General features: G+C 44.7%; 11 protein-coding genes and 1 pseudogene. 9 read left to right on the forward strand and 3 right to left on the reverse strand.

Annotated elements, in window-relative coordinates; translation table 11 throughout:
• Position 1 precedes the first annotated feature (1 nt).
• The 8 genes and pseudogenes from lpxB (at position 2) to ABD036_RS08390 (ending at position 11,935) form a co-directional block, all read left to right on the forward strand.
• Entirely contained in the window at positions 2 to 1,180 is a 1,179-nt protein-coding gene (lpxB, locus tag ABD036_RS08355) for a lipid-A-disaccharide synthase (protein WP_343858606.1), read from the forward strand.
• On the forward strand, positions 1,173 to 1,778 hold the full coding sequence (gene rnhB / locus ABD036_RS08360; RefSeq protein ID WP_343858608.1) for a ribonuclease HII: 606 nt from the start codon (positions 1,173 to 1,175) through the stop codon (positions 1,776 to 1,778). Before lpxB ends, rnhB begins: the two co-directional genes overlap by 8 nt.
• Positions 1,768 to 5,253: a DNA polymerase III subunit alpha gene (dnaE, locus tag ABD036_RS08365; RefSeq protein WP_343858610.1), complete on the forward strand. Its 3,486-nt coding sequence runs from the start codon at positions 1,768 to 1,770 to the stop codon at positions 5,251 to 5,253. Before rnhB ends, dnaE begins: the two co-directional genes overlap by 11 nt.
• A 40-nt stretch (positions 5,254 to 5,293) precedes the next feature.
• Positions 5,294 to 6,250: an acetyl-CoA carboxylase carboxyl transferase subunit alpha gene (accA, locus tag ABD036_RS08370; protein WP_343858612.1), complete on the forward strand. Its 957-nt coding sequence runs from the start codon at positions 5,294 to 5,296 to the stop codon at positions 6,248 to 6,250.
• A 57-nt stretch (positions 6,251 to 6,307) separates the two neighbouring features.
• Complete coding sequence (gene tilS, locus ABD036_RS08375) at positions 6,308 to 7,630, forward strand: tRNA lysidine(34) synthetase TilS (protein ID WP_343858614.1); 1,323 nt, start codon at positions 6,308 to 6,310, stop codon at positions 7,628 to 7,630.
• Positions 7,631 to 7,786: 156 nt separating this feature from the next.
• Positions 7,787 to 8,785 (forward strand): annotated as a pseudogene (locus ABD036_RS08380) (branched-chain amino acid aminotransferase); the annotation flags it as partial.
• 844 nt (positions 8,786 to 9,629) lie between these two features.
• Positions 9,630 to 10,763, forward strand: a complete 1,134-nt coding sequence (locus tag ABD036_RS08385; protein WP_343858616.1) for a serine hydrolase domain-containing protein — start codon at positions 9,630 to 9,632, stop codon at positions 10,761 to 10,763.
• 143 nt (positions 10,764 to 10,906) lie between these two features.
• Positions 10,907 to 11,935 carry an alpha/beta fold hydrolase gene (locus tag ABD036_RS08390; RefSeq protein WP_343858618.1) on the forward strand — a complete coding sequence of 343 codons (1,029 nt, stop codon included), beginning with the start codon at positions 10,907 to 10,909 and terminating at the stop codon, positions 11,933 to 11,935.
• 161 nt (positions 11,936 to 12,096) lie between these two features.
• Here ABD036_RS08390 and ABD036_RS08395 read toward each other — a convergent pair whose 3' ends face one another.
• A complete protein-coding gene (locus ABD036_RS08395; RefSeq protein WP_343858622.1) occupies positions 12,097 to 12,750 on the reverse strand; it encodes a hypothetical protein in 654 nt (217 codons plus the stop codon).
• A gap of 297 nt (positions 12,751 to 13,047) precedes the next feature.
• On the opposite strand from ABD036_RS08395, the gene ABD036_RS08400 reads away from it, so the two are divergent.
• On the forward strand, positions 13,048 to 14,871 hold the full coding sequence (locus tag ABD036_RS08400; RefSeq protein WP_343858624.1) for a DUF885 domain-containing protein: 1,824 nt from the start codon (positions 13,048 to 13,050) through the stop codon (positions 14,869 to 14,871).
• Between the two features lie 207 nt (positions 14,872 to 15,078).
• Here the strand turns inward: ABD036_RS08400 and ABD036_RS08405 are convergent, their stop codons facing one another.
• Both ABD036_RS08405 and ABD036_RS08410 read right to left on the reverse strand, forming a co-directional pair.
• Entirely contained in the window at positions 15,079 to 17,244 is a 2,166-nt protein-coding gene (locus ABD036_RS08405) for a hypothetical protein (protein ID WP_343858627.1), read from the reverse strand.
• A gap of 128 nt (positions 17,245 to 17,372) precedes the next feature.
• Positions 17,373 to 19,082, reverse strand: coding sequence for a hypothetical protein (locus ABD036_RS08410; RefSeq protein ID WP_343858629.1), 1,710 nt, complete (start codon positions 19,080 to 19,082; stop codon positions 17,373 to 17,375).
• Positions 19,083 to 19,220 lie beyond the last annotated feature (138 nt).

A 19,220-nucleotide genomic window follows, 5' to 3' on the forward strand; every position in this document is an offset into this window, starting at 1 on the left:
CATGTCATCAGTTCCTCTTAAAATCGGTGTCGTTGCTGGAGAAGCCTCCGGTGACGTGCTTGCCGCAGGCATGATCAAACAAATTCGCTTGCAATATCCGGATGCCATCATCGAAGGGATTGCCGGTCCTAACATGTTGCAACAAGGCTGCCGAACCTTGTTCGATATGGAAGAGTTGTCAGTCATGGGATTGGTCGAAGTGTTATCTCGGATCCGCAGACTGTTGCACATTAGAAAGTCAGTTTTTAATCATTTTAAAGACAACCCTCCCGATGTGTTCATTGGTGTCGATGCACCAGATTTTAATTTACCGCTAGAGAAAAAACTCAAACGCTTGGGGATAAAGACCGTTCATTATGTGTCTCCAACCGTTTGGGCTTGGCGAGAAAATCGCATTTATGGGATTGGCGAAGCAACTAATTTAGTGCTCAGTATTTTTCCGTTTGAAAAAGCAGTTTACGACAAGCATGGTTTCCCTTGTCAATTCGTCGGTCATACCATGGCGGACGATATTCCACTGCAACCGGATCAAGCTAAAGCGCGCCAAGACCTGTCATCGATTGAATTCACTGAAGATCAAAAAGTGTTAGCGTTGTTGCCCGGCAGCCGTGCCGGAGAGGTCAATATGTTGTTAGATATTTTCCTGCACAGTGCGGCGAAAGTGTGTGATGCTTTGGGCAGCTTGAATGTTCTCATTCCGGCAGTCAATGAAGTTCGAAAACAACAAATTGAAGCGAAGATCCAAGCGTTTAAACAAAATGAGATTCCATCCGAGTCATTAGTGATCAATGTCCTATTGGGTCAATCAAGAGACGTGATGATTGCATCCGATGCAATTCTACTGGCATCAGGTACTGCCTCTTTGGAAGCCATGTTATGTAAACGACCGATGCTGGTTGCTTATCGATTGAAATGGTTTACCCACCAGATGATGAAGCGACTGTATAAAGCCAAATACTTTGCATTACCTAATGTGCTCGCGGATAAACTTGTGGTGCCTGAACTACTGCAAGAGCAGGTTAACCCTGACACCATTTCAGAATATCTGGTCGGCATGCTAAGCGATCCAAACAGCACCGTAAGCGATGAGTTTGTGCCATTGCATAAGATGCTTAAGCAAGACGCTGACAAGCAGGCCGCCAATGCGGTATTGACGTTAATTGGAGCGAGTAATGAGTAGTGCTTTTGCAAACTATGTTGCCGGCGTAGATGAAGTGGGCAGGGGCCCTCTAGTCGGTGATGTTGTCACCGCAGCAGTCATTCTCGACCCCACTAAACCCATCGCTGGATTAACTGATTCGAAAAAGTTATCCGAGAAAAAACGTGACGCTTTATACTCGCTTATCGTCGAGGGTGCATTGTGCTGGTCAGTTGGACGGGCATCCCCGCAAGAGATTGATGAGTTGAACATTTTGCATGCCACTATGCTTGCTATGCAAAGAGCCGTTGAGGGTTTAACCATAGTACCTGATTTTGTCAAAGTAGATGGCAATCGACTACCTAAATGGCAGTATGCCAGTGAAGCCATTGTCAAAGGCGATGGTAGTGTGGCCGAAATCTCTGCCGCGTCCATTATCGCTAAAGTTACCCGTGATAAAGAAATGCAAAGCTTGCATGAACGCCACCCACAATATGGTTTTGATGCCCACAAAGGGTATCCGACTAAAGCCCATTTGAGCCGCTTGGCCGAATTGGGTCCATTACCAGAATACAGAATGAGTTTTAAACCAGTGCAACAAGTATTAATACAACACGGCGGAGTCATCCATGCAGTCTGAAGGGAATGACAGAAGTGTCGATTTTATCCATTTAAGAGTTCATAGCGACTATTCCATGATGGACGGCCTAAACAAAATTAAGCCGATCATCGCCAAGGTCAAGGAAATGGGTATGCCCGCTGTGGCGATTACCGACCAAATGAACATGTGTGGCTTGGTAAAATATTATGATCAAGCCCATGCCAACGGTATAAAACCGATTATAGGTGCCGATTTTTGGGTACAAAGCGATGAATTGGGCGATGAGCTGTTTCGCTTAACGCTATTGGCAATGGATAATCAGGGATATAAAAATATCACCCTACTGATTTCCGAAGCGTATTTACGTGGTCATGTACAGAACCGCGCCGTAATCGACAAGCAATGGTTGGTTAAATATAACCAAGGCGTGATTGTGTTATCAGGTGGTGCTGCCGGTGATTTGGGCATGATGTTGACCAAAGGAAATAGTGGCTTAGCCCAGCATATATCGGCGTTTTATCAACAGCACTTTGTCGACCGCTATTATCTTGAATTACAACGTACAGGTCGCCCCGGAGAACCAGAGTATTTGCAACGCGCTGTCGAGTGGGCAGAGCAACATGATCTGCCGGTAGTGGCGACCAACGAAGTCTGCTTTATCGACCGAGAAGGCTTTGCCGCTCATGAAATTCGCGTGTCAATTCACCAAGGCTACACACTGGAAGATAAACGCCGTCCCAAAAATTATTCTGAACAACAATACTTACGCAGTCCCCAAGAGATGTGTGAGTTGTTCAGTGACATCCCCGAAGCCCTACAAAATACCGTTGAGATTGCCAAACGATGCAATGTAACCGTTAAATTAGGTGAATACTTCCTGCCTAAGTTTCCGACCGGTGGTATGTCGGATGCCGATTATCTTGTCAAGGTATCTTGGGAAGGCCTAGAGCGAAGACTGGCTTTTTTGTTTCCGGATGAGAAAGAGCGCGCGGAAAAACGGCCCGAATATGATGAGCGTTTAGAAATCGAGTTAACCGTAATCAATCAAATGGGCTTTCCAGGTTACTTCCTGATAGTGATGGAGTTTATCCAGTGGAGTAAAGACCACGGCATTCCGGTTGGCCCGGGGCGAGGGTCGGGGGCGGGCTCTTTGGTGGCTTATGCACTGGATATCACCGACTTAGATCCACTTGAATTCGATTTGCTGTTCGAACGCTTTCTGAATCCTGAACGGGTATCCATGCCTGACTTCGACGTCGATTTCTGTATGGATAGGCGTGATGAAGTGATCGATCACGTCGCCGATATGTATGGCCGTGATGCGGTATCACAGATCATTACCTTCGGGACCATGGCGGCAAAAGCGGTAGTGAGAGATGTAGGACGAGTGTTGGGCCATCCGTATGGATTCGTTGATCGGATTTCTAAACTGATCCCATCCGATCCGGGTATGACCTTGGAAAAAGCCTTTGCGGTCGAGCCGCGTCTGCCCGAGCTTTATGATCAAGATGAGGAAGTCAAAGATCTCATCGATATGGCAAGGATCCTCGAAGGGGTAACCCGAAATGCAGGGAAACACGCCGGTGGTGTCGTTATCGCGCCTACCTTGATAACGGATTTTGCGCCTTTGTATTGTGATGACGAAGGCAAAAACCCGGTGACTCAGTTTGACAAAAACGATGTCGAAACAGCGGGGCTAGTTAAATTTGACTTCTTGGGTCTGCGCACCCTGACAATCATCCAATGGGCAATCGATATGATTGCCAAAGGGCGTGGTAAACAAATCGATATTTCTGCCATTCCCCTTGAAGATCCTAAATGTTTTAGAGTGTTACAAAACGCTGAAACTACCGCCGTGTTCCAATTGGAATCTCGTGGTATGAAAGATCTGATCAAGCGATTAAAACCGGATTGCTTCGAAGACATCATCGCTTTGGTGGCACTGTTTCGCCCCGGTCCTTTGCAATCGGGCATGGTAGACAACTTTATCGACCGTAAGCATGGTCGCGAAGAAATTTCTTATCCGGATGCTGAGTATCAGCATGAATGCTTACAGGAAATTCTACAGCCAACCTACGGGATTATTCTCTATCAAGAACAAGTTATGCAAATCGCCCAAGCTATGGCTGGTTATAGCCTTGGTGGTGCGGATATGCTGCGCCGTGCGATGGGTAAAAAGAAACCTGAGGAGATGGCTAAGCAACGTAGTGTGTTTGCCGAGGGTTCTAAAAATAATAATATCGATCCAGATCTGGCGACCAAGATCTTCGATCTGGTAGAGAAGTTCGCGGGTTATGGTTTTAACAAATCCCACTCTGCCGCTTATGCATTAGTTTCCTACCAAACACTGTGGCTTAAAACCCATTATCCCGCGGAATTTATGGCCGCGGTAATGTCGGCTGACATGGACAACACCGATAAAATCGTCACCCTAGTTGATGAATGTAACCGTATGGGGATCACCATCTTACCGCCCGACCTCAATGCTGGGCAGTATCGTTTTACCGTCGATGAACAAGGCCGCATTGTTTATGGCATTGGTGCGATTAAAGGAGTAGGGGAAGGTCCTATCGAAGCGATTATTGCTGCCCGTAATGAGCATCAGTCGTTTTCAGACTTATTTGAATTTTGCGCTAAAGTCGATTTGAAGAAGGTTAACAAACGGGTGCTGGAGAAATTAGTGATGTCCGGTGCCATGGACAATTTAGGTCCACATCGCGCCTGCATAATGGCAACCTTACCTGAGGCAATGAAAGCCGCCGATCAACACGCTAAAGCCGAGTCTTCAGGACAATCTGATATGTTTGGTTTGCTGACCACCGAGCCAGAACAAGTCGAACAAGCGTTTGCTAATGTGCCTGAATGGCCCGAGAAGGTTTGGTTAGACGGTGAAAAAGAAACCCTCGGTTTGTATTTAACCGGCCACCCGATCAATCAGTATGAACAAGAGCTTAAACATTATAGTTCTGGCCGCCTCGTTGACTTAAAACCCACGGGCAAAGAGAACACCGCCGTAGCCGTTGGCTTAGTGTTAGGTGTGCGGGTAATGGTAAATAAAAAGGGCCGTCGCTGGGCAATTGTGACTTTAGATGATAAAAGTGCCAGAATGGATGCACGTTTTTTCCCCGAAATGTACGAAAAGTACGAGGAAATTCTGCAACCTGACCGAATTTTGCTCATATCTGGACAGGTCAGCTTTGATGATTTCTCTGGGGGCAATACAATATCAGCCCGTGATGCTATGGATATTGTGCAAGCGCGGGAGAAAAACGTAAAATGTTTGGGTTTAGAAGTACAATCAGACTGGTGCAATGAAGCATCTGTGACTAAACTGCAAGCAATTCTACAGAACTATCGCGGCGGTAGTTGTCCTGTGAATATTAAAGTGATTCACCCTGACGCCGAGATGATTATGGCTTCAGGTGCACAATGGTATGTGACACCCGAAGATCAGCTAATATATGAATTACAGCAGTTACTGCCGAAATCGGCGGTATCATTGCAATTTAGTTAACGACGATAAGACGTTAAACGACAATAAAATAAGGTTTGGGATGAGTTTAAATTATCTTGATTTCGAAAAGCCAATTGCCGATCTAGAGGCAAAAATTGAGGAACTCCGCCTAGTGAATCAAGGTGGTGAGTTTGATGTTGGTATTGAAGAATCGATCACTAGGCTTCGCGAGAAGAGTGCGGAGTTAACAGCAAAAATATTTTCCGATCTGGGAGCCTGGCAAGTATCCCAATTGGCGCGTCATCCCATGCGTCCGTATAGCCTCGATTATATTGCTCGATTGTTTACCGACTTTAACGAGTTAGCAGGCGATAGAGCCTTTGCCGATGATAAAGCCATTGTCGGTGGTTTGGCTGATTTTGACGGTCAGCCGGTGATGATCATTGGTCATCAAAAAGGGCGCGATACGCACGAAAAAATCCGTCGTAACTTCGGTATGCCAAAGCCAGAAGGCTATCGCAAAGCGTTACGCTTAATGCATATGGCTGAACGCTTCAATATTCCTATTATTACCTTTATTGACACTCCCGGTGCCTATCCTGGCGTCGGTGCGGAAGAGCGTGGCCAAAGTGAAGCTATTGCTCGCAACCTTAAAGAAATGTCTGATTTAACGGTGCCTATCATTTGTACCGTCATTGGCGAAGGTGGTTCAGGTGGGGCGCTGGCGATTGGCGTAGGTGATAGAGTGAACATGTTGCAATACAGTACTTACTCGGTTATCTCGCCAGAAGGTTGTGCGTCTATTTTATGGAAGAGCGCTGAAAAAGCGCCTCTTGCTGCTGAAGCAATGGGTGTCAGTGCCGGTCAGATCAAAGAACTCGGCTTAATCAATAATATTATCGAAGAGCCATTAGGGGGCGCTCACCGCAACCACGATGCGATGGCAGCGAATTTGAAAGCCACCTTAAAACAACAGTTATCGCAACTCTTGTCTTTATCTAAAGAAGATTTGCTGGAACAACGCTATGAGCGGATCATGTCGTTTGGGTATTGTTAATATTTCGCTTAGTAATAAAAAGGAACCGTCTTGTGCCAACAAGACGGTTTTTTTGTAATGTCTGTTCTAAATACGTTAACTGATCGCCTTAGCGACTTTCTCGACTGTTCAGCTCGTCAGATTGTGATCGGGTACAGCGGCGGTGTCGATTCCCATCTGTTGCTCCATGCAGTTGCTAGTTTAACTAAGCAATTCAGTCAACATCGCTATTTGGCCGTGTATGTTAATCATGGTTTATCTGAACATGCAGATAAGTGGCAAGCTCACTGCGGCGCAATTTGCGAAGCATTAGCAATGCCATTTCGTGCCATTAGAGTCGATGTTGATCCCCAGTCCCCTCAAGGAATCGAAGCGGCAGCTCGAAGTGCCCGTTATCGCGCGCTTGAGTCTGTCACCGAACATCATGGCATTATTTTATTGGGACAGCATCAAGACGACCAACTGGAAACCTTTTTGCTACAACTTAAACGGGGGGCTGGGCCGAAAGGATTGTCTGCGATGCCGCAAGAGTTGACCCGAGAAAACGGTGTACGATTAGTTAGACCTATGTTGGGAATTAATCGGGACACGGTGTTGCAGCTCGCAAAGCAAGCAAACCTTCAATGGATTGAAGACGAGTCTAATCAAGATGAACGTTTTGATCGAAATTTTTTGCGCCAACAAATTGTCCCCAAAATGCTGGAACGTTGGCCCGACATGGCGCAGGCCGTGCAGCGCAGTGCGCACTTGTGTGCCGAACAGCAACGGCTATTGGATGAGGTGACTCTAACCTATTTATCGGCGCTGCAAAATGACGACAATGCATTGCATATTCCGTCGTTGCTCCGATACTCATCGTCATGGCAAAATCAAATTGTACGCTTGTGGTTGGCTCAACAAGGGGTGCCTTTGCCATCTCAGGCGGTCTTGTTGGAACTCCCTAGCCTGTTAACCGCCAAGCGCGACGCTGAACCTAAAATAGTGTTTGGGGATTTTCAATTTCGTCGTTTTAGAGAATATCTATACTGTATCGAGTGCTACCAATCCATTTCAAGTGAGCATGAATTTGAATTAGATGGTCAGCAAATTATCATGCCTAATCGTCTGGGGAAGCTTCATTTCAGTTTGATTCCTGAAGTATTGAATCAAGGTCGACTTTATCTGCGCAGCGTGGCTTTAAGTTTCAAATTTAAACCTGCAACCGAACCGCATTCTAAGCCGTTGAAACAATGGTTTAAGCTATGGGATATACCGGTATGGCAGCGCGAGCAAAGTCTGATGTTATTTCACGACAATGTCTGCCTAGGCGTTTGTATTAATGGCAAACTCATCTTTAGCCATGATGCGCCTGTTGAATTGAAGGATAAAGTAGCGTGGCACGCAAGTGCACCTGTGCTGTGAATTTCAGAGTAAACGGTCTCTAGTGTCGGTTAGTTTACGATATTGACCAATAATTATGTGATACAACGCTAGAGTTTCAGGGCGCTTCTAGCGTAAAATCCCAGAACTACGGTTTATCTTGGGGTGAACCTTTAATTTAATCAGGAGAACAGGAATAACATGGCTGCATTCGGAACGGTTTTTATGCCAGAAATGGCGCTCGCGACCTATCAAAATGATCAGTGGAGTGATACTCAGATTGTTCAATCTGACAGTATTCAACTGCACCCCGGAGCACATGTCTTACACTATTCCAGTACCTGTTTTGAAGGCCTTAAAGCCTTCCGCCATGCCGATGGTAGCGTTAAAATTTTCAGAATGGACGAAAATATTAAACGCATGGTACAAAGCAGCCGCTTGTTAAATTTACCGGCCATTCAACCTGATCAATTGGCACAGATGATCAAGGATATCGTCAAGCAGTATGCTGACGAAGTTCCAGCACCTCCGGGTTCTATGTATATCCGTCCAACCCACATTGGTACCGAAGGAGCCATTGGTAAAGCCGCTGCTCCTACCGCTGCGTCAATGTTGTATGTGTTGCTGTCACCGGTGGGTGACTACTTCACTGGTGGCGCCAAACCCTTGCGTCTGCTGTTAGCTGAAGATGGCATGCGCTGCGCACCGCACATGGGCATGATCAAAAGCGGCGGCAACTATGCCAGTGCATTAGGGCCAATTTTACAAGCGAAAGCGGATGTCAATGCCGACCAAATCCTATTTTGCCCCGGTGGTGATGTACAAGAAACCGGCGCGGCCAACTTCGTGTTGATTGACGGTAACGAAATCATCACCAAAAAGTTAGACAGCACATTTTTACACGGTATTACCCGTGCCTCACTACTGACACTGGCAGCCGATTTGGGCATGCAAGTTAGCGAGCGAGAACTTTCTGTTACTGAACTGTTAGAGCGAGCAGCAAAACCGGGTACCGAAGCGGCGCTTTCTGGCACGGCCGCCGTGCTGACACCCGTGGGTACGCTTATTCAACATGGTAAAGAATATAAAGTTGGTAGCGGTGAAGCTGGCCCAACAACGATGAAATTACGCCAAGCGTTAAATAAAATCCAGTGGGGCGAGAGCGAAGATAAACACGGTTGGTTAACCTCCCTTTAATATCGATTCAAGCAAGGGGAGTTAGCCCTCCCCGATGCTCCAACACAGGTATCCCCGCACGTTCCTATTGGATCATCCCAGCGGCGACCTCCCAATCAATCCGCTAAGGTCAAACTCGTCCGAGCCAAAAAACGCGGTAAATACATCCTTGTACGCTTGGCGTTTTCGTCCATGAAAACGACATTTTGTACTCCTCAGACTACTTTTCCCAACAACGTTATCCTGCATGTCCAAAAAATCCGTCATCCCCGCATGTCCCTATTCGATCATCCCCGCGGGGACTTCCCAAACATTCCGCTAAGGTCAAACTAGTCCGAGCCCCACAAAAACGCGGTAAATACATCCTTGTACGCTTGGCGTTTTCGTCCATGAAAACGACATTTTGTACTCCTCAACTACTTTTCCCAACAACGTTATCCTGCATGTCCAAATAACCGTTATCCCCGCATGTACGAATATCCGTCATCCCCACATGTCCATAATCCGTCATCCCCACATGTCCAAAATCCGTCATCCCCGCATGTCCAAAATCCGTCATCCCCGCATGTCGTTAGCGGGGACCTCGCAAACCTTCTGTCAAGGTCAAATTAAACTAGGACACAAAAACAACAGCTTGGTTAGATCTCTTGATCTTCTTGGGTTGAAGTACCTAGTGCTGGCAAGTGCTGCAATATCCATGGTTTATAGAAGTTTACATTGGTGTAGTAATCAACCGCCCCGTAAAAACCTCTTGCTGACTTTTATATTTTGTCTCTTTTTATTCTCAATCATAAATTATGTCTTTATGTGGCAAGATTTTTCTGGTTTTATAGTGTTTCTAACACCATTTTTGTTAAGGAAAACGATGAAATCACTTCTCCCTACGCTATTGGTAATCTTACCCTTGTCTGCAACTGCCGCTTCGTTCAATGAGAAGGTTGACGCTATTTTTTCTGAACTCAACACCACTGACGGACCCGGCTGTAGTGTCGGGGTAATGAAAAACAGTGAGTTTATTCATAAAAGTGCCTATGGCATGGCCAACTTGGAACTGGGGGTAGCACTCTCGCCAGATTCCGTTTTCCGCATGGCATCCGTATCAAAACAATTTACCGCGATGGCGGTGCAAATTTTAGCCCAGCAAGGGAAAATAGATTTATCCAAAGATATTCGCACCTACCTGCCAGAACTGCCCGATTATGGCCACAAGGTGAGCATTAATGCGATCATCGGTCACTCTGCTGGCATGGGCGATTATGACATGATCACCGACGACTTAATGGAAGAGCCAGCCCCTAAAGGGGTCAAACTAAAATCAGTCGCTGGCGGTGAATTTCGGTTAGGCAACCAAGATTACCTGACTATCAAAGAGTTTTACGATGTTGTAAAAACGGCCCCCTTGCGTCATGCACCAAATGAAAAAACGGACTATAGCAACCTGGGCTACTTTCTTTTGGCCATGTTAGTGGAAGAAGTCAGCGGACAGACTTTGCGAGAGTTTGCCGAGCAACATATGTTCAAACCGCTCAATATGAAATCTACCTTTTTTAGTGACGACCCGGTTGAGATCATCCCGAATCGCGCTACCGGTTATAAACCAAATAAAGACAAAACCGGCTATGTCACAGATATGACCAATTTATTTTGGGTTGGGGATGGAGGCCTACACACCAACTTAGAAGACATGGCTAAATGGGATAAAAATTACTATGAGCCTGTCATCGGTCCTAAACCGCAGGCACTGATCGATACTATGAATACGCCCAATAGCGATTTACCTATTTTTGAAAAATATTTGTATGCCAATGGTCAGGTAAAAGGTGAACATTTTGGTCACCAAGGATACATGCATGGTGGTGGTTGGTTAGGGACTAGGACAGGTTATGTGCGCTACCCTGAAAGCGGACTCTCAGTAGCTATCATGTGTAATAATGCCGCTGCCAATGCATCAACAGAGTACCTCGAAAAAGTAGTTGAAGCCTATTTTGAAGAAAATTAATAACTTCAAAAGAGATAAGATGTATCGAGCAAATGTCATATTGCAATGTCGTTTGCTCGATATTGTTTAGCAAACTCTGACAGGTTTGCAAAAAGTCACTAGTTTGATATTTGAAATTCTGTTTTTGGTTGAAGGAGGCACAGATGCCAGTACGAGTTAAGTGGTTGACTATTTTATTCGTGTTCGTTTGTTGTTTTAGTCGTGCCCAAACAACCGCAGACGCAAAACAACAATTTGCCGAATTTGATCAATGTCCTTTAGTCAGTGGTGACAAAATACAAGATTGCAAAATCGGCTATCGTACTTTTGGCCAACTAAATGCTGCCAAAGACAATGCCATATTGGTTCCTACTTGGTATACCGGTAGCTCAGAAGATCATCAATATCTAGTTACCGACGGCGTACTAGATCCAAGTAAATACTTCATTGTGATTGTGGATGCTTTGGCTAATGGTATTTCAAGCTCGCCGTCCAATAGCAAAGTACAGCCGCTCGAAAAGTTCCCCGTGATCACCATTGCTGACATGGTAGACAGTCAGCATAAACTGCTTACCAATGTGCTGGGGGTTAATCAATTGTATGCGGTCGTGGGATTGTCCATGGGGGGCATGCAAGCATTCGAATGGGCAGTGCGATATCCCGCATTCACGCAAAAAATTGTATCTGCCATTGGCAGCCCTCAATTGCCGAGTTTCGACATTGCATTGTGGACAACACAAATCAATCTCATGACCTTATTTCGCAACTGTCAATGTCAACAAGCAATATCTGCGCTGACAAGCATGCGCTATATTGGCATGGTTCCAGAAGTGCTTGGAACACGCATTCCACGAGATGAGATTATACAAACAATAACCGAGCAAGCTCAACAAAGTACCCTGACAATCGCCAATACTTGGGATTATCAGCGTCAAGCGCAGGCGATGATTACCCATGACATAGCACGCGCTGCGCAACATGATTTAAGCAAAGTTGCCGCGCTCATCAAAGCGCGGTTTTTAATTGTGTTAGGCGCAGATGATCGCGTGGTGACACCGCATCCCGCTAGAGCATTTGCTCCTATGATTAAGGCAAAGTTAGTTGAGCTAGACGCTGACTGCGGACATGGCGATCCGTGGTGTGCAAAAGAGGAATTTACCCTGCAAGTCAGCCGGTTTCTTGACGAGAAGTAACGTTAAAAGCCCTTAACAGCGAATACCTTTAAGGTAAACTAAAAAGCGCAATGGTTGGGGCATTTGCCTCGTGTCAGTCTTGTCGGCAAACGAGTCATATTCGACACACACCTAACATTGACTCTGCACCTAACTAACTAATTAATAAACGACTTTAATCTTCACAAAGCGTATCTTTTGTAGCTGGTTGCAGTCAACACAAGTAACCCTAGTAAGATTAGTCCTAAGGAAAACGGTTCTGGTATGTCTCTTACAAAGAAAGCAGCAACATCACTTGAACTTCCATTTCCGCCCCATATATCTCCGCCGTCATTTAGATCTGTGAAAGGTCCACGCTCACCTGCAATACCTATCGACGCCAAATTGGAAAATCCATCGTTGTTATCGTCTACCAACAGGCCATGCGTTATTTGGGCACCGTCAAAGTGATTAACGCCACCACCGAGCAATTCGAGTAATGTTGTTATCGCTGATTCATGAGCATGATATAGTTCACCGAAGCGTGATACATTATTTCTATCCCCCCAGCTTAGGTTCCCAACGTAGTCAAATCCGTACAAACTTCCAGCATTGATAAACAACTCTTGTACTTCATCATCTGTCGCCAATCGAAAACCGTCATCAGTCCACTGATTCGCGCCTTGCAGTATTTGGAATTGAATCGACCGTGTTTCAGTCACATCTAGCCATTCTTTTTGACCTACGGTGTCTATAGTTATAAGACCATCTCCGACGGATTGATAATCCTTAGAGATGACCCCAGCACTAGCGAGTCCGGAATAAAAACAGATAAAAAGTACGATAATATATTTCATTGATTGTAAGCCGTTCTAATCGTTGATTTGGGCAAAATAACCTTTTCATGCCAAGAGAAGTTGATCTACATCAATCAATTGTCGACAGCCTCCAGCTTTCTATACAATCAAAGGCAGCCATCATCATAAAACACAATTTATTCGCACTGAATTGGTAAAAAGCACAAATCGATGCGAGCATAGATTGATTCATTATCGACAACAACCTAACGGTATATTTAGCTGCTCCGTTCGTATATCGCTGAAATGTCTACTATCCTTGTTTTTCGTAGATCCAATCTTTTATATGGAGATAATATGCTAACTCGATTTGTCATGCTCTGCTGTGGTCTGATACTGAGCTTTATACTTTCAGGATGCACTGCTAAACCTGCCTTATCACCCAACACCTCGGCTACTTCTTCGGCCCCCAGTTACTCTTCCCAACTCAACCAAGCTGATGTTGCTTTTGAAACGCTATTAGATAAAAGCTGGCAAATGGAGTTGGAGTTCAGTCCAGAAAGGGCCACTTATCTGGGAATGGCCAATGCTGAACAGAACAGCCGGTGGACCGATTATTCATTGCAAGCAATGCAGCGTGTACGAGCTGCAATAGCCGCAACACAGACAGAGTTAGAATCGATAAACCCAGACGAATTATCCGCACCAAATCAGGTTAATTACGCGCTGTTTAAGTGGCAAAACGAAATGAGCGATAAATATTTCACGTTAGAGGAATATTTGATGCCCATGAATCAGCTTAGCGGTGTGCAAACCTTGGATGATTTCGCAAACTACGTGCCTTTATCCACAGTGTCGGATTATCAAAATTGGCTTACGCGCATGGAGCGTATTCCTGCTGTGCTCGAACAAACGCAAGCGCTTTTGGAATTGGGCATGCAAAAAGGCATGATGCCACCCAAAGCAACGATGAGCCGTATACCGGCTCAGCTACAAAGCCAGCTAGTCGATGACCCGACTAAGAGTCGGTTTTACGTTAAATTTGAAAGCTTGCCAGAGCAGTTCACCGATGATGAGAAATTGGCACTGCGTCAACAAGCACAGCGCGTTATAGGTGACATGGTGATACCGGCATATCGTCAGTTTAACGACTTCTTTGTAGACAAATACTTGCCTGCCAGCCGGGATACGGTAGGCGTATCTGCACTCCCCAATGGCGACGAGCTATACCAATATCAGATAGCCTATTACACCACGACCGACATGACACCAGAGCAAATCCATCAACTTGGTTTACAAGAAGTGGCTAAAAACCGTCGTGAAATGCAAAAAATCATCGAAGAAGTGAAGTTTAACGGCAGATTTGACGAGTTTATTCACTTTTTACGTACAGACCCACAGTTTTATTACGACACACCAGAGGCCTTGTTTGAAGCCTATCTGGCCACCAGTAAACGTCTTGATCCAGAGTTAACCAAATTATTTGGCAAGCTACCCCGCATGCCTTATGGCCTAAAAGCCATTCCTGACAACATAGCCCCTGACACCACAACCGCATACTATCAGGGGCCGTCAGCTGATGGTCTTCGCGCCGGATATTATTTTGTTAATTTGCACGAACCGCACACAAGGCCGAAGTACGAGATGGAAGTGTTAAGCGTACATGAGGCTGTGCCGGGTCATCACCTGCAAATAGCGCTGCAAATGGAATTGGGCGAACTGCCTAACTTTCGCCGCTACAATGGCTTTACCGTTTTCATTGAGGGGTGGGGGCTGTACAGCGAACGCTTAGGCTATGATATGGGATTGTATCAAGACCCGTATTCGCGCTTCGGTCAGCTTACTTATGATATGTGGCGGTCAGTGCGCTTGGTCGTTGATACCGGTATGCATGCAATGGGTTGGTCACGTCAACAGGCTATCGATTATTTCAAAGCAAATGCGGCCAAAAGTGAAGAAGATATTATTAACGAAATCGACCGCTACATTGCTTGGCCAGGGCAGGCACTGGCCTATAAAATTGGCCAGTTAAAAATTCTTGAACTGCGCGAATTAGCCACTCAAAAATTGGGCGACAAATTTGATATTCGCGCATTTCACGACGTCGTGTTGGGCTCGGGATCGATTCCATTGCATGTACTGGAAAACAACGTCAATCAATGGATTGATGATCAGTTTTAGGGGGTTGACGTTGTACAAATGTTTTTTAGCTTGATCCCAAGCTTGGCATTTGTTTTTTTGACTGACTCAAAGATTTAGAGTGCTGACATTAACATCTTCCCGTTTATCCTCCGTCATTCCCGCCTTCGCGGGAATGACGGAGGATAAACTTATAAATGTTCAACGACCGCTTACTACCATTAACGCTAATCCAGCAACAACACCCCATTAACGCAAATCATACTTTTGCAACATGTGCTGCTGGTCAGCCTTAATACGTTTTAAATAGTCAATAACGCTAGGATGTTCCGCCCACGGATGTAACGCAAAAGCCACCGCTTCATAATCATCAGCCCAATACTCATAATTATCAGCAAAATCCTGATTAAGAATATCAGCGGCCAGTGCGTCATTACCTGAGAAGAATGCCATGGGCAATAAATAAGAGTTTAATCGCCAGTATCGAAAAGACTCAGGGTATTTGCTTTTGTATTCTTGAAGTTGCTTAAAAAACTGCTGTGCCGTTTGTTTACTCAGGGCTTTTTCGCCGGAATAATATTGTAAAATAACCAGGCCATAAGAATAGTAAGCGGTATCAACGCCAATGGAGAATACGGGCACCTTATCAAGGTAACTTTTAAGCTCTGTAGTTCGCCCCTCAGTGGTGGCCTGTTTAGCAAGTGGAATAGCAGAATTTAGAGCGCTATCATTATCAAATAAAGTTTCTAGCGTTGATCTGAAATCAAAAGGTTTTTTATAACCCTTTATATCGTGTAAATAAGAGTCTATAGATGCAAAAAAAGACCAGAAACCATCTGCATTAAAATCAATTTTGTTACTGATAGTCTGCGCACTGTCTTTAGCGCCCATAATAAGTAAATCGTTATAATAAGATGTTAGGTAACGTTGATTAGGGTTTTTAGCAACTTTCTTTTTAATGTCTTCAAACCAAAACGTTGGGCTCGAATAATAAAGCGAAATGTCGGCAATTGCTTTATCTGTTAGTTCGGCTAGTTGCGCCTCTGCCAATTTAGGTGTTAAACAATGGCTAAGCATAAATTTATATTGTTGTTGTTTTTCTACGCTAAATACTCCAGCAGGCACGGTATTCAAAAACGTTTGAATCTCCTCACAACTTCGGTTCATTTGTATTAAAAAAACCAACATAGCTTTGTAAGTGCTTGCATTGGCAGGGTAAAAGCGGATTACAGCCTGATAGATATCATTGGCTTTTGTATAATGTTGAGGGTATTCATCATAAATAGTCGCAAGAGTCGATAGAGCATCAAGATTCTTTCTATCCAGTTGTATGGTTTGTTTGGACAATTCAATTATTTGATCGAGAGTGATTATCGGCTCAGCAATACCAGCAGTTATCAGTGCAGCATAAGCCATTAAACCCATTATTTCAGGGGTTTGTGGGTACTGGTTATTCAATTCAAGCAGGGTGTTATAGGCTTGTAACACTGGCGCTTCGGCAATTTGATTAATTAAGGCTCTGGCGGTGACCATTTTTTCAACTGCCAGATAATCAAGGGTTGATAATGCCGAGTGATACCGCTCATCTTTAAGCACTAAAGTAAGGTTTAAAGCCGCGGCCACTTGATTGCTGATGTCTTCTTGCAGAGCAAACACATCAACCAGTTTGCGGGTAAAAGTTTCGGACAAAATATGGCTACCCGATTCGGATTCGATTAGCTGTACTGTGATACGCAAATCATCTTTGCTTTTACGCACGCTACCTTCCACCAAATAGGCGACATCGAGGTTTTTGGCGATTTCACGCAAATCAATGTTTTTATTTTTATATTCAAAGCTAGAGGTGCGACCTGTTACTTTTAAGCCTTGTACTCGGGTAAGACTATTGAGTAATTCTTCGGTTAGGCCGTCCACAAAATATTCCTGCTCTGGGTCGTTACTCATATTCACAAAGGGCAATACCGCAAGGGCTATGACGGCATTGCCTTTTTTATCTTGTGACGCGTCGGCACTGGCAGCTGTGTCAGTTGCGCTAATTTGATTTTCAGCGCTAGCAGAGGATGGTTCGGGAGACGCAAAGCGACTTTCATAGATAAAATAGCCTGCAATAAGCACCAAAAGGCCAATGATAATAAAGTCGAGCTTGCGACCAGTGTGGGCAGCAATGGATTCTTCAGGGCCTATATTAGATTCACGTTTTACCCCTTCAGGGGTAATTTCAAATGCCCAGGCAAAAAACAGCGCAAAGGGAAAGCCAATCAGGCCAAAGAAAAACACCAGGGTATTTACCCAAGCAGGCAAATGCAGTGCAGGTACGGCAATTGAGGTCACTTGCACTACAATCCAAGCCATCACCAGATAGGCAATCCCAACCTTAAACACATTGCGGCGTTTTAACTCACTAATAAAATCCATGTTTTTACTATTGTTATTATTTTTAAGTATGTAATCAACGATAACAGCATCCGATATTTGAGGCAATTTTGAACGATATGCCTGTGAAACCTGCAATGCCAACTTGGGTATATCATCCTAATGCAGCATCAACTTACCTGAACCTGATAGGCATTCATTTTATGCAGTTGTAACCATGCAGCGTTTTCGTTTAATGCTTCGATGCCGATGGTTTTAATCACGTTTTGATATGACCGAATTTGGCTTGTTTGGTTACGTAATGCCTGAGCATCGATGATCGCCATTCTGTTCATCGCTTGTTGAAAGAAATAGCCCGTTCTTAGGTATCGTTGACTTAATTCTTCAAATCCCATTTGGGCCGAGAATGTTTTTAACAGCGCCGAGCTAATAAACGCCAAGGCAATGATAATAAACAACAGATCGTCGGATAGTGCCGACAGCCAATTAAACTGGATTTTAAACACGCTGAAAAACATGAGAGCGATTGCCAGTGCAAAAAATACCACCGATAGGATTTTGAATTTTTTAAATTTCACCATCAGTTGTGCAGCACGCCCACGCTCGCCGCGCTGACCGTAAAAGTAGTTACGCTGGTCAATGATCCAGTTTTTACGCACAAAATTGATATCGTATTGTTGCGGCTCGGGAATGGTCATCATCAGCTTATTTAAGTTATCGACTATCCAATCCATTTCATACAGCTTAGTGGTGCGATAGTTGTTGGCGCAGTGATCTGAGATACCTGCAATATGCCAAAATATTTGTACCCGCAGGTCTTCCGCAAAAACCCGCCATTCTACAAACTGCTCTTCTTTGGAGTCAGTGCCGACAAAAAACAATCGGTAGATCCCAAGGACTATTGCAACCAAAACGATGTGGATAATAAACCAGGTTAGGGTAGGAAAGAGTCCGGCGTATACTTGCTGAGCAGTAATCGCAAAAAATGACAAAACGGTGATCAATTTGAGTGAAGTGAAGCGCTGTTTCTGACGAGTTTGGGCAAGGCAATCGGCTACCGAATATATCTCTATTAATTTTGTAATAGGCCCCAAGGTATCCTTTTTCTCTAACGAGCCAAGTAGAAAAGCCACGCTGTTATCTTTATCTTGTTGCGATATCGCTTGCGCATCGAGGTTGAAGTGTTCTGTTTTTCCCAAGATATCTTGTAATACAGACAATTCTTGATTGCCCGGAATTGGCAAGGGTTTCCAGCTCGCAATATTCTCGGCTGAGCCAATACTAGCAGGAAGGCTAGGGTGACGAGTTCGATTGGTTAACAGCCATTTACAATAGGTCTTGTTAGGCTTTGAAAACAGCAGGCTGGAATCATCCATCAGTCCTTCCACACACATTTTCACAACATCGGCCGTGCCGCCGGGCAACACCGAAGCGCTATCTAAACCTTCAGAGGGGTCAACTACGCCATCCCATAAGGCCAATATAATGTCTGAGCAGCTGACCAATGTACGGCCTAACGCCGAATAACCCTCATCTCGGTCAGCTGAATCATCAATGTGGCAAACTTTTACGTCTACGCATTGTGCTAGTAGGGCACTAAATTCCGATTTGGCATTATCCTCGGTAAAATCGTTTTCATATTCTTCAATGTCAAAGGGCAATACGGCGATCACATTCACTTTACGTTTTAAGGCAACGCGAGCTACCAACTGATCAGCCCCTTCAGCTAATCCTGAAAGGACATTAATGGTTGAATTTGGGTAGCGTTGTTGCATTGCATTCAGTTCATCATCTATAGCAGCCTCAAGTTTCGCCACATCTTGAAGCGGGATATCCCTATGGCCCGATACGCCAATATTTATTGCCAAAGCTGATGCCATAGTTGATGCGTCCTGATAACCGTGTTTTCTTAAAGTCCTTAGTGTATGAATTATGAACAAAGCGTGCGGAATTACAAATTAACTTTTGAAATCAATAGGGTATTAAAATAGTCAACGTTATTGTTTAAGCGCAATTAT

Origin of the sequence: Aliiglaciecola litoralis (genome assembly GCF_039523355.1) — a bacterium.
Classification (GTDB): domain Bacteria; phylum Pseudomonadota; class Gammaproteobacteria; order Enterobacterales; family Alteromonadaceae; genus Aliiglaciecola; species Aliiglaciecola litoralis.